Origin of the sequence: Ferrimonas balearica, assembly GCF_019802085.1 — a bacterium.
Taxonomy (GTDB): domain Bacteria; phylum Pseudomonadota; class Gammaproteobacteria; order Enterobacterales; family Shewanellaceae; genus Ferrimonas; species Ferrimonas balearica_B.
This window is the reverse complement of record NZ_JAHVHV010000003.1, coordinates 95,303-107,885: the sequence shown is the minus strand read 5'-3', so window position 1 is coordinate 107,885 and position 12,583 is coordinate 95,303. Positions and strand designations below refer to the sequence as shown.

Annotated in this window: 11 protein-coding genes; all 11 read left to right on the top strand. The window is 65.9% G+C overall.

Annotated elements, in window-relative coordinates:
- The first annotated feature begins 16 nt into the window (after positions 1-16).
- Positions 17-952 carry a LysR family transcriptional regulator gene (locus KUV81_RS13245; RefSeq protein WP_261389404.1) on the top strand — a complete coding sequence of 312 codons (936 nt, stop codon included), beginning with the start codon at positions 17-19 and terminating at the stop codon, positions 950-952.
- Positions 953-1,071: 119 nt separating this feature from the next.
- The gene (gene grcA / locus KUV81_RS13240) at positions 1,072-1,497 is read left to right on the top strand and encodes an autonomous glycyl radical cofactor GrcA (RefSeq protein WP_222544359.1); all 426 of its coding nucleotides are present in this window, start codon (positions 1,072-1,074) and stop codon (positions 1,495-1,497) included.
- Between the two features lie 121 nt (positions 1,498-1,618).
- Positions 1,619-2,365 (top strand): O-methyltransferase, encoded by a 747-nt coding sequence (locus KUV81_RS13235; protein ID WP_222544358.1) that lies wholly within the window; start codon positions 1,619-1,621, stop codon positions 2,363-2,365.
- A gap of 221 nt (positions 2,366-2,586) precedes the next feature.
- Complete coding sequence (locus tag KUV81_RS13230) at positions 2,587-3,138, top strand: hypothetical protein (protein ID WP_261389403.1); 552 nt, start codon at positions 2,587-2,589, stop codon at positions 3,136-3,138.
- A 124-nt stretch (positions 3,139-3,262) separates the two neighbouring features.
- Entirely contained in the window at positions 3,263-3,841 is a 579-nt protein-coding gene (locus KUV81_RS13225; protein WP_222544356.1) for an anthranilate synthase component II, read from the top strand.
- A gap of 85 nt (positions 3,842-3,926) precedes the next feature.
- Complete coding sequence (locus KUV81_RS13220) at positions 3,927-6,368, top strand: S9 family peptidase (protein WP_222544355.1); 2,442 nt, start codon at positions 3,927-3,929, stop codon at positions 6,366-6,368.
- Positions 6,369-6,458: 90 nt separating this feature from the next.
- Positions 6,459-7,535, top strand: coding sequence for an HDOD domain-containing protein (locus KUV81_RS13215; protein ID WP_222544354.1), 1,077 nt, complete (start codon positions 6,459-6,461; stop codon positions 7,533-7,535).
- Between the two features lie 333 nt (positions 7,536-7,868).
- Positions 7,869-9,086, top strand: coding sequence for an aspartate aminotransferase family protein (locus KUV81_RS13210; protein WP_222544353.1), 1,218 nt, complete (start codon positions 7,869-7,871; stop codon positions 9,084-9,086).
- 48 nt (positions 9,087-9,134) lie between these two features.
- On the top strand, positions 9,135-10,154 hold the full coding sequence (gene astA, locus KUV81_RS13205; RefSeq protein WP_222544352.1) for an arginine N-succinyltransferase: 1,020 nt from the start codon (positions 9,135-9,137) through the stop codon (positions 10,152-10,154).
- Positions 10,155-10,168: 14 nt separating this feature from the next.
- Positions 10,169-11,629 carry a succinylglutamate-semialdehyde dehydrogenase gene (gene astD, locus KUV81_RS13200; RefSeq protein ID WP_222544351.1) on the top strand — a complete coding sequence of 487 codons (1,461 nt, stop codon included), beginning with the start codon at positions 10,169-10,171 and terminating at the stop codon, positions 11,627-11,629.
- A gap of 19 nt (positions 11,630-11,648) precedes the next feature.
- Positions 11,649-12,446 (top strand): DUF1338 domain-containing protein, encoded by a 798-nt coding sequence (locus tag KUV81_RS13195; RefSeq protein ID WP_222544350.1) that lies wholly within the window; start codon positions 11,649-11,651, stop codon positions 12,444-12,446.
- Positions 12,447-12,583 lie beyond the last annotated feature (137 nt).

Genomic DNA, 12,583 nt, shown 5'->3' with positions numbered 1-12,583 from the left:
TATGCGCACGAGTACAATGGAAATCCGGCACCTGCGTCACTTCTTGATGCTGTGCCGAAAAGGCAGCTTCAGTGCGGCGGCGGAGGCCTTGCACCTGAGTCAACCCAGCCTGAGTCGCAGCATTCAGCGCATGGAGGAGTTGCTGGACGCCCGGCTGCTGGACCGCCAGCGCAGCGGCGTGGCCCTCACTCCCTACGGCGAGTCGGTGCTGCGCCACGGTGAGCGGATCCTGCGGGACGTTCGCCAGCTCAGCATGGAGCTGGAGCTGATGCAAAGCGGCGACTGGAGCGAGATCGCCCTGGGCGCCAGCCCCATCCCGGCGCAGACCCTGATCGGCCCGGTGGTGGGGGAGCTGACCCGTCAGCACCCGACCCTTAACCTGGATCTGCGGGTGGACAACTGGCGCCGCTCCTTGGCCTGGCTGGAAGCGGGTGAGCTCAACTACTTTATCGACGAGGTGGCCGCCACCGGCCTGGATCGCCACGAGGCCCTGGACGTGGTGCCCCTGGCGCCGCAGCCAGCGATCATGTGCTGCAACCCCCAGCACCCGCTGCTGGCCCGCCGGGATCTGCAGCTGGCGGATCTGCTGCAATACCCCCTGGCGCTGCCCCGTAACCTGCCGGATGCTTTCCTGGAGCGTCACATTCCGGGTCTGACCCTGGGGCCCATGGTGGCCGGCCGGCGCATCGTTCGCTTCGACCAGTTCCTGTCGGTCAAACCGGCGCTGTTCGACAGCCACCTGGTGGCCCTGACCCCCTTGGCCAGCGTGCACCAGGAGATCGTCGATCAGAAGCTTGGGGTGCTCAAGGTGGGGGATCTGGACGAGATCCAGGCCAAGTTCGGCATCGTCTCCCTGAAGGGGCGCACCCAGCCGCCGGCTTCGGAGAAACTGGTGGCCGCCATCGTGGCGGAAGCGGAGCGGATCGTCGGCTCCGCCAGCAGCATTCTCTGAAGAAGTTTCGCATGAGGGGCCCTCATGCTCGCGGGGGAAATAATCGCGCGAATTGTAGGGGTATTTCTGTTAGGGTGCGTGACAGTCATCACACATTTTCGCTTGTCCAGAGGTACCCCATGGTTAAAGGCATTCAGATCACGCAATCCGCGGACTCCAACCTGGTTAACAGCATTTGGCTGATCGACGAGGCGGCTCAGCAGGCCCGTTGCCTGGCCGCCCCGGCTCACTACGAAGCGGACCAGGTGGTCGCCCTGGCCGAACTGGGTGAGTTCGAGTCCCGCGAGCTGATGATCCAGACCCCGCCGAGCCGCGAAGGGGGCCAGCACCTGAACGTCAACGTGCTCAAGCGCGAGACCCTGGAGAAGGTGATGCAGGCCCGTGAGCGCATCGAAGCCGGTGAGGCCTCCAACGACGATCACAACATCCTCTCCGAGAACGCCCAGCTGACCATCCGGGTGTCCGGCTACGCCGTGCGCTTCAACTCCCTGACCCTGGAGCAGCAGAAGGACGTGATCACCCGGACCTTCACCCAGAGCCTGTAAGGGCGGGACGCTTCCGGTTAACGGGCCCTGCGGGGCCCGTTTTTGATCCCGCTTCTTAACCCCCTTCGGCTGTGTTAGCTTCCCAGTGAAACCCAGTTAAGGAACGCTACAGGAGTCAGGGATGTTTTGGGGTCAGTTAAAACCTCGGGGTGAGGACACGACGGAGTTGGAGCGCCATCCGGCGGTGGTGCAGTTGTCCAAGGGGGAGTTGTTCCTGGCGGCGTGCATGAACGTGTTTCGCCAGGACTACGGCTTTGTCGAGGCCACCAACGAGGACCTGCCCCGGGACAAGGCCGGCCAGCCCCTGCCCAAGTACACCTACCCGGCCATCGAGTACCTCTGCCAGTTTGATCTGAAGGAGAAGTCGGTGTTCGAGTTCGGCAGCGGGGCCTCCACGCTGTTCTGGATGGCGCGGGCCAATTCGGTGGTCAGCGTGGAGAACAACCGCGACTGGTTTGCCCGGGTGCAGAGCCAGGCCAACGACAAGGTGGAGCTGCTGTTTGCCGAAGGCGACGCCTACCCCCAGGTGATCCAGACCGTGGATCGCCCCTTCGACGTCATCGTCATCGACGGCTACGGCTACCGCTACGACTGCGCCGAGCTGGCGCTGCCCTACCTGGCCGATGGCGGCATGATCATCCTCGACAACGCCGACTGGCACCCCAACACCGCCGCCCGGCTCAAGCGGGCAGGGCTGCTGCAGGTGGACATGACCGGCTTCAAGCCCACCGAGTCCCACACCTCCACCACCTCGCTGTTTTTGAAGCGGGACTTCGATTTCCCCACCCTGGCGGACCGCCAGCCCAGCGTTGGCCTGGGGGGCAAGGATCTGCACTCCGAGCAGTGGGATCGCCGTCAGCTGCCCTGAGCAAAGAGTCCATTGTGCCACTGTGGCCGGCCGGGACAGCAGGTCGGCCAGGACAGGGCGGGCAGGACGCGTGCTCCTGCTGGATTGGGCCCCCGGGCTGGCACAACCCGCCACCGGACCCATTTGCCTGCCGACCGTTGCCCTCTCTATAGTGCCCTGGCGCAGATTTAGGGAGAGTGACAATGAAAAAGTCAGTAGTATTTTCAATTGCTTGTGGATTGATGTTCAGTGCTGCCAGCTCGGCGGCCTTCACCACTTCGGTGCCGGAACAGGACGCCTTCTTCGACAACATCCGGGCCCACTGTGGCAAGGCGTTCGAGGGCCAGGTGGTCTCCGGCGGCCGGGAAGGGGATGGCTTCAGTGATCAGCGACTGGTGATGCACGTGCGGGAGTGCGGTGAGGACCAGATCAAGATCCCCTTCCACGTGGGGGACAACCACTCCCGCACCTGGATCCTGACCAAAACCGGCGCCGGTGTGCTGCTCAAGCACGACCATCGCCACAAGGACGGCAGTGACGACGAGTCCACCATGTACGGCGGTCACACCGACCACCGCGGCTGGGCCAACGCCCAATCCTTCCCCGCCGACGATTACTCCAAGGACCTCTTCACCCGGCTGGGCTTTCCCCAGTCCAACGGCAACACCTGGCACATGTACATCTACCCCGAGGTGTTCACCTACCAGCTGACCCGGGACGGGCGTGACTTCAAGGTGGACTTTGACCTTACCAAGCCCGTGGCCCTGCCGCCGGTGCCCTGGGGTTACGAGTAAACCCGACGCCCCGCCCGGCGCGGGGCTTTACAGCTTCCCCCCACCGCCCCGTCCCCGGGGCGGTTCCCCATCCTGGCGCCGGCCTGCTATCATCCGCCCCCTCTGATGAGGCCCGGACTCCGCCATGCTCTTGATGCTCGACAACTACGACTCCTTCACTTTCAACCTGGTGCAGTATTTTCAGCAGCTGGGTCAGGAGGTGGTGGTGCGTCGTCATGACGAGATCGGCCTCGAGGGGATCGCCGCGCTCAAGCCGGATCACCTGGTGATCTCCCCCGGCCCGAAAAGTCCGGACCAGGCGGGGATCAGCCTGGCGGCGGTGGCCCAGTTTGCGGGCCGGCTGCCGATCCTGGGGGTCTGTTTGGGCCACCAGTGCATCGCCCAGCACTTCGGCGCCGAGGTGGTGCGGGCCGAGCGGGTGATGCACGGCAAGACCAGCGCCATCGAGCACCAGGGACAAGGGGTGTTCAGCGGGCTCAATCGACCGCTGACCGTCACCCGCTACCACTCCCTGGTGGTGGCCCCCGACAGCCTGCCCCCCTGCCTGGAAGTCACCGCCTGGAGCCAGGCCCCCTCCGGTGCCCGGGAGATCATGGGCCTGCGTCATCGCCAACTGCCCATCCAGGGGGTGCAGTTCCACCCGGAGTCCATTCTCACCGAGCAGGGCCTGCAGCTGCTGGACAACTTCCTCAAGGGTTACTGAAAAGTAAGCAATTGTTGCGCACCTATGTGCGGTTCTTTGCGATCGTGGTATAACGCAGGCTCTGCCACGAGCAAGGACAACAACAATGAAAAAATGGATTGTGGCGTGCAGTGTCGCCACGTTGCTGGGCGGCTGCGCCAACCAGCCTGATGCGACCCCCGCCCCCGCTTTGACGCCCCCCGTGACCCTGGCCGCGCCGGTGCTGCCCGACCAGCCCCTGACCCTCAAGCAGGTGATGGCCGATCCCGATTGGATCGGCAATGCGCCGGTGGCCGCCTACTGGGCGGACGACTCCACGGGCGTCTACTACAGCCGCAAGCAAAGCGGCAGCAAACTGATGGATCGTTTCGCCCATGCCCTCAATGGTGAGGCGGCCCCGCTGCCCCTGGCCCAGTGGGGGCAGGTGACCCAGCCGGGCAAGACCAACGCCAGCGGCTCTCTTAAGGCCTGGCTCTACGAGGGCAACCTCTTTGTCCGCAGCCTGCCGGACGGCACCATTCGCCAGCTGACCCGCGACAGCCAGGCGCTCACCGATTTCCGTTTTCTCAATGATGGCCGCATCGCAGTCTGGGCCGGCGAACGGGTGGAGACCCTGGACCCGGCCACCGGCGCCCGGGCCCTGCTGGCGGAGCTGCAGTTTGCCGATGCCCCGGCGCCGGAGCAGGCCGAGGGGTACCTGGCCGAGCAGCAACAGCGGCTGATCCAGTACGTGGCCCAGCAGTACCGGGATGGCGAGCAGCAGCACCAGCGCGAGACCCAGCGTCGGGCCGACGATCCCACCCTGGCGCCGGCCCCCATCTACCTGGGCAGCACCGAGCGCCTGGTGGAGCTGTCGGTGTCCCCCAGTGGCCGTTACCTGATGCTGGCCCTGACCGACGCCGAGGGCAGCTGGCGGGCGGATCACGACATCATGCCCAACTACCTGGATAAGCGCGGCTACGTGGACGCGGTGCCGGTGCGCGCCCGGGTGGCGGAAGCCGAGGTGAAGCCCCACCGACTGGTGGTGGTGGACCTGACCGAGGATCGCCAGATCGACGTGACCTGGGAGGGGCTGACCGGCTTCGACGAGGACGTACTGGCCGAGGTGAAGCGTGAGAACGCCGAAGCCCGGGGCGAGCGCTACCAGAGCGAACCGGCCCTGCGCACCATCCGCCTGATGCAGGACTGGGGCTGGCGTCAGAGCGCCATGGTCTGGCACCCCAGCGCCGACAAGCTGGCGGTGATGCTGGAAGCAGCGGACAACAAGGATCGCTGGCTGGCCAGCGTCAACCTGGGCAAGGGCACCCTGACCACCGAACACCGCCTGCACGACGACGCCTGGGTCAACTACACCCACAACGAGTTTGGCTGGGTGGGTGAGGACAGCCTCTACTTCCTCTCTGAGCACAGCGGCCACTCCAACCTCTACCTCAAGCCCCTGGGCGGGAAAGCCCAGGCCCTGGTCAGCGGGCGACAGGTGGTCAGCAACCTGACCCTGAGCCAGGATCAGCAGCACCTCTACTACAAGGCCAATCCGAATCATCCGGGCCAGTACGAGGTGTTCCGGGTGGCCCTGGCCGATGGCCAGGTGGAGCCGCTGACCGATCTCAAGGGGATGCTGGAGTACCGCCTGAGCCCGGACGAGTCCACACTGCTGCTGGAGTACTCCAGTCGCACCCGGCCGGTGGAGCTGTACGTCCAGCCCCTAGGCGGTGAGGCGCGCCAGCTGACCCGCACCACCAGCGAGGCCTTCCTGGCCTACGACTGGCAGGCCCCCCAGGTGGTGGCGGTGCCCTCCAGCCATCAGGCGGATCCGGTCTACGCCCGGGTTTACCTGCCCGAAGGGTTTGACCCGGCCCAGCGCTACCCGGCGGTGATCTTCAACCACGGGGCCGGTTACCTGCAGAACGCCCACTACGGCTGGTCCGGCTACTTCCGCGAGTACATGTTCCACAACCTGCTGGCGCAGCAGGGCTACGTGGTGATGGACATGGATTACCGCGGCTCCAAGGGCTACGGTCGCGACTGGCGCACCGCCATCTACCGTCAGATGGGCACCCCCGAGGTGCAGGACCTGGCGGACGGCGTGGCCTGGATGGTGGACCAGGTGTCGGTGGATCCCCAGCGGGTGGGCACCTACGGCGGCAGCTACGGTGGCTTTATGACCTTTATGGCGCTGTTCACCCAGCCGGATCTGTTCCAGGCCGGGGCGGCCCTGCGTCCGGTCACCGACTGGGCCCACTACAACCACCCCTACACCTCCAACATCCTCAACACCCCCCAGGTGGACCCCATCGCCTATGAGCGCAGCTCCCCCATCGAGCACGCCCAGGGGCTGACCAAACCGCTGCTGATCATGAGCGGGGTGCTGGACGACAACGTCTTCTTCCAGGACAGCGTGCGCCTGGTGCAGCGCCTGATCGAGCTGGAGAAGCCGATGTTTGAAACCGCCATCTACCCGGTGGAGCCCCACGGCTTCCGTGAGCCCTCCAGCTGGCTGGACGAGTACCGGCGGATCCACCGGCTGTTCGAGACGCACCTGAAGTAAGACCAGTGGGCCCCCCGGGGCCCATTTTTTTCGTCTGCCATCCGGACTATGCTATTGAAACAGGGACAGAACCACTTTCCAGGGACGGGCATGGCGCACACCCACACCGGCAACGAGGCCGGTCATTCCGACAGGGTCACCACGGATCTCAGGAGCCGATTCCTGCACTACCTGATGCTGGAGCGGGCGGTGCCGCCCACAGGCGACGCCCCCGAGCCGGTGGATCCCGAGCAGTGGCAGCACAAGCTGGCGGTGGAGCAGGACGCCCTGCTGGCCCGCTGGCAACACCGCCAGCAGGCCCAGGCCCAGCGCGACGCGGCCCGTCACCAGTTCCTCAATCACTTCCGCCGCCGCCTGGCCCAGACCCTGGCGGAGCCCGGGGCCCTGATCCAGGACACCGCCCTGGCCCGCCCTCAGTTCGAGCTGCTGGACCTTCTGCTCCAACCCCACCCGTCGCGGGCGCGGGTCCTTGGCCTGCTGACGGACATGAGCTGGCTGGGGGAGGCCCTGCTGCGCCACCTGAACAGCCCAAAGGAACGTGCCCAGCGGCGGGATGTGGCGTTCACTGACGCCCGCCTGGCCTGCAACTACTTGGGCATTGAGCAGTTGCAGGCGCTGCTGCCCTGGCTCATCTTCCAGCACTGGGGCCACAGCCGCCACGCTCAGTTGGGGCTGCGTCAGCGCAAGCTGTGGCGCTTTGCCCACCAGCACGGTGAGGCCGCCGCCAAGGTGGCCCGGGCCCGGGGCGTCGCTCCCCAGGCGGCGCGTCTGCTGGCCCTGGTCCGGGCCCTGGATTGGGTGCTGGCGCTGCAGCTCGGCGCCCGGGAGTTCAACCGCCTGCAGGAGCACTGGCTGGAAGAGGCGCGCCGGGAGGGGGCCAAGGCCGCCCATGAGGCGGTGTTTGGCCTTAAGCTGCCGGGCCAGCCCCTGGTGGCGCTGCTCAGCCAGGGGGCGCCCTGGACGCTCCAGTTGCTCAAGGCTTTCGAGCTGGAGGAGAGCCGGCTCTACCAGGAGGTTCGGCGCCTCTATCTGCCCGCCCCGGCGGGCTGGCCGCCGCTGACCCAGGCGGTCAACCACAGCCACGAGGCCACCATGCTGGCCTTTGTGCGCCAGCGCCAGTTGGCCACCCCAGAGGAGCTGGCGCGCTGGCAGCGACCACGCCGCTGACCCCCGTCAAGGGGAAAATTTTGCCTGCATAGATGCGCACTAATTCAGCATAAGCTGAGCCTTTTTTGTATACAGAACAAAATCCTGCCCTTCGAACCCCCTCCTGACTGCCGATGCTTAAGGCCAGTAAAACAGGGATTTATTCAAATAACGCTGGCTTCTGCAGGGGATTCAGGGTTGGCTAAGGGCCTGAATAGAACCGCAAAACTTATAAAAACGCGCCTGTCAGTCAGATTTTGACTCGGGATGTATGTTTTTATACTGTTCGCCGTTATAGGAATGCTAATAACAAGCCGGGAGGGCCCCAATCCGACCGGCAATGAGGAAGACGCAATGAGTGGATCTGAGATGCTGAACCGTGCCCTGTTTGACGATGTGATGGTGCCCAACTACAACCCGGCCGAGGTGATCCCGGTGCGGGGCGAAGGCAGCCGCATCTGGGACCAGCAGGGTCGTGAATTCATCGATTTTGCCGGCGGCATCGCCGTGAACTGCCTGGGCCATTGTCACCCGGCCCTGGTGGCGGCGCTGAATGAGCAGGGCGGCAAGCTCTGGCACCTGTCCAACGTCATGACCAACGAGCCGGCCCTTCAGCTGGCCAAGACCCTGGTGGACAGCACCTTTGCCGAGCGGGTGTACTTCGCCAACTCCGGCGCCGAGGCCAACGAAGCGGCCCTGAAGCTGGCCCGCCGGTATGCCCTGGATCATCATGGCGAGCAGAAAGACCAGATCATCGCCTTCACCCAGGCCTTCCATGGCCGCACCTTCTTTACCGTGAGCGTGGGGGGCCAGCCCGCCTACTCCGACGGTTTCGGTCCCAAGCCCGGTGCCATCGACCACCTGCCCTACAACGACATCGAAGCGTTCAAGGCGCTGATCTCCGATCGCACCTGCGCGGTGATGATGGAGCCGATCCAGGGTGAGGGGGGGATCATCCCCGCCGACGCGGAGTTCCTGCGCCAGGTGCGTGACCTCTGCGACCAGCACAACGCCCTGCTGATCTTCGACGAGGTGCAGACCGGCGTTGGTCGCACCGGCAAGCTGTACGCCTACGAGCACTACGGCATCGCCCCGGACATCCTCACCACCGCCAAGGCCCTGGGTGGCGGCTTCCCCATCGCCGCCATGCTGACCACCGCCGAGGTGGCCACCAGCCTCAAGGTGGGCACCCACGGCTCCACCTACGGCGGCAACCCCCTGGCCTGTGCCGTGGCCAACGCCGTGCTGTCCGTGGTGGACACCGACGAGGTGCTGAGCGGTGTGGCCCAGCGCGAGGCCCTGCTGCGCAGTGGCCTGGAGGCGATCAACGCCAAGTACGACGTGTTCAGTGAAGTGCGCGGCAAGGGCCTGCTGATGGGTGCCGTGCTCAACGAGCGTTTCAAGGGCCGCGCCCGGGACTTCCTGGTGGCCGGTGCCGACGAGGGCCTGATGTGCCTGGTGGCCGGCGCCAACGTGGTGCGCTTCACCCCCTCTCTGGTGATCCCCGAGGCCGACCTCAAAGAGGGTCTGGCCCGCTTTGAGCGCGCCGTCGCCAAGGTCGTTAACGGCTGATGGTTTGGCCCGGCTATGGCCGGGCCACCCTGCATAAGGAGAACCAGAATGTTGTTGATCCGGCCCATTCGCGAAAGCGACTACCCGGCACTGCTGACCATCGCCAAGGAGTCGGGCCACGGCTTTACCTCCTTGCCGGTGGACGAGGCCCTGCTCAAGCGCAAAATCGCCCGCTCCATCGCCAGCTTCGACAAGGCGGTGGAGGTCCCCGGTGACGAAGGCTACCTGATGGTGCTGGAAGACACCGATGCGGGGGAGGTGGTGGGCACCTGCGGCCTGGAAGCCGCCGTGGGCAGCGCCGATGCCTTCTACCATTACCGCCTCGGCACCGACGTGCACGTCTCCGACAAACTGGGGATCCGGCGCGAGGTGCAGACCCTCACCCTGTGTAACGACTACACCGGCGCCAGCGAGCTGTGCACCCTGTTTCTGCGGGACGCCTGGCGTCGCGACAATATCGGCCGGGTGCTGTCCCGCAGCCGATTCTTGATGCTGGCGGCCTTCCCGGAGCGCTTCGGCAGCACGGTGATCGCCGAGATGCGCGGGGTGTCCGATGCCGAGGGCAACTCCCCCTTCTGGCAGTGGCTGGAGGAGCACTTCTTCGGCATCGACTTCCCCACCGCCGACTACCTCACCGGCATCGGCGACAAGGTGTTTGTGGCCGAGCTGATGCCCCGCCACCCCATCTACGTCAACCTGTTGAGCCCCGCGGCCCAGGACGTGGTGGGCAAGGTGCACGACAACACCCGGCCGGCCCTGGCGCTGCTGGAGGCGGAAGGTTTCCGCTGCCGCGGCTACGTCGACATCTTCGATGCCGGCCCCACGGTGGAGTGCGCCCGGGATCAGATCCGCTCGGTGCGCAAGGTGAACCGCTACACCCTGGTGGTGGACGACGCCCAGACCCCGGGCGACGAGTGCATCATCAGCAACGGCCGTCTGCCGGATTACCGGGTGCTGCGCGCCAGCGCCCTGCGGGATGAACAGCGCGGTGAAGTGCGGCTCAACCAGGCCGCCGCCGACGCCCTTATGGTCAAGGCAGGGGATCCCCTCTACCTCCTGCCGTTGTAACGAAGGAACGCAATATGACCCATTTGATCAATGGCCAGTGGTTTGACGGCCAGGGGCCGGAGTTTGTCTCTTTGAACCCCGCCAAGGGCGAGGCGATCTGGCGTGGCCAGGGCGCCAGCGCCGAGCAGGTGAACCAGGCCGTCAAGGCGGCCCGCGACGCCCAGCTGGACTGGTACCTCGGTGGCCTGGGCCAGCGGGTGGCGGTGATCGAGGCCTTCAAGGCCCAGCTGGAAGCCAACAAGGAGACCATCGCCGAGGTGATCGCCGAGGAGACCGGCAAGCCCCTGTGGGAGACCCGCACCGAAGCGGCGGCGATGATCGGCAAGATCGGCCTGTCGCTGAAGGCCTACAACGAGCGCACCGGGGTCAACGAGAGCCAGGCCCCCGCCGGCCGCGCCGTGCTGCGCCATAAGCCCCACGGTGTGGTGGCGGTGTTTGGCCCCTACAATTTCCCCGGCCACCTGCCCAATGGCCACATCGTCCCGGCGCTGATCGCCGGCAACACCGTGGTGCTCAAGCCCTCCGAGCTGACCCCCAAGGTCTCCGAGGTGGTGCTCAAGCTGTGGCAGGCCGCCGGCCTGCCCGACGGGGTGATCAACCTGGTGCAGGGCGAGCTGGAGACCGGCAAGGCCCTGGCGGGCCACCCGGACATCGACGGCCTGTTCTTCACCGGCAGCTCCCGCACCGGCCACCTCCTGCACGAGCAGTTTGCCGGCCAACCGGGCAAGATCCTGGCGCTGGAGATGGGCGGCAACAACCCGCTGATCGTCCGTGCCGTGGAGGACGAAACCGCCGCCGTACACGACATCATCCAGTCCGCCTTCATCTCCACCGGCCAGCGCTGCACCTGCGCCCGCCGTCTCTACCTGCCCCGTACCGAGCAGGGGGATCGCCTGCTGGCCAAGCTGCTCAGCGCCACCGCCAAGATCCGGGTGGGCGAGCAGAACGCCGAGCCGGCGCCCTTTATGGGCAGCATGATCTCCGAGGGCGCCGCCCTGGGGATGGTGGCCGCCCAGGAGAGCCTCAAGGCCCTGGGGGGCGAAGCGCTGCTGCCCCTGACTGCCCTCAAGGCCGGCACCGGCCTGGTGAGCCCGGGGATCATCGACGTCACCGCCATCGCCGAGCTGCCGGATGAGGAGTATTTCGGGCCGCTGCTGCAGGTGATCCGCTACGACGACTTCGACGATGCCATCGCCAGCGCCAACCGCACCCGCTACGGCCTGTCCGCCGGCCTGCTGTCCGACAGCCGGGCCGACTGGGACCACTTCCTGCCCCGCAGCCGGGCCGGCATCGTCAACTGGAACCGCCAGATCACCGGTGCGGCGGGCTCCGCCCCCTTCGGTGGCATCGGTGCCAGCGGCAACCATCGGGCCAGCGCCTACTACGCGGCGGACTACTGCGCCTACCCGGTGGCTTCGGTGGAGTCCGATGCGGTGACCCTGCCCGCCAGCCTGGCCCCGGGACTCGAACTCTAAGCCATTCAAGGAGTGAACCATGGCTCACACTGTAGATTCGCTGTTTAACGCCCTCTGGGCCGACTACCAGACCCAGTGCCCCTCCGCCACCGCGGTGCATCGGCTGCTGGGGGGCGGTCAGCCCATCATCAACGACCACGTGGCGTTTCGCACCTTCAACCTGCCCGAGGTGGAGCTGGACAAGCTGGCGGCCCACTTCCTGGCCCTGGGTTATGAGCCCAAGGGGGAGTACCGTTTCGAGCAGAAGAAGCTCAAGGCCCGCCACTTCGAGCACCCCAACCCCAAAGCGCCCAAGGTGTTCATCTCCGAGCTGCTGCTGGAGGAGTGCAGCGTCGAGCTGCAGGCGACGGTGAAGGCCCTGGTGGCCCAGCTGCCCGCCGGCGCCACCGAGGCCGAGGAGTTCCTCTACAGCGGTGCCCGCTGGCAGGTGTCCCAGGCCCAGTACCGGGCGCTGCTGGCGGAGAGCGAGTACGCCGCCTGGCTGGCGGCCTTCGGCTATCGCGCCAACCACTTCACCGTGAACGTCAATGAGCTGGAGCAGTTCGCCACCCTGGGGGCGGTGAACCAGGCCCTCAAGGACGCCGGCTTCGAGCTCAACGCCAGCGGCGGTGAGATCAAGGGCAGTGCCGAGGTGCTGCTGGAGCAGTCCTCCACCTTGGCGGACAAGGTGGCGGTGCGCTTCAGCGACGGCGAGGCGATCATCCCCAGCTGCTTCTACGAGTTTGCCCTGCGCTACCCCCAGGCGGACGGCACCCTCTACACCGGTTTCGTGGCTGCCTCGGCGGACAAGATCTTCGAGTCCACCGACGCCCGATAAGGCAAAAAAAAGCCGCCCTGATAGGGGCGGCGAAGCAAGCGAACGGGGTTGTGTTCAACCTGAGGTCTGATTCGATACTACGTCGGCCTAGCTGAATGTCAGCCAAACAAAAAGGCACCCACTGGGTGCCTTTTTTG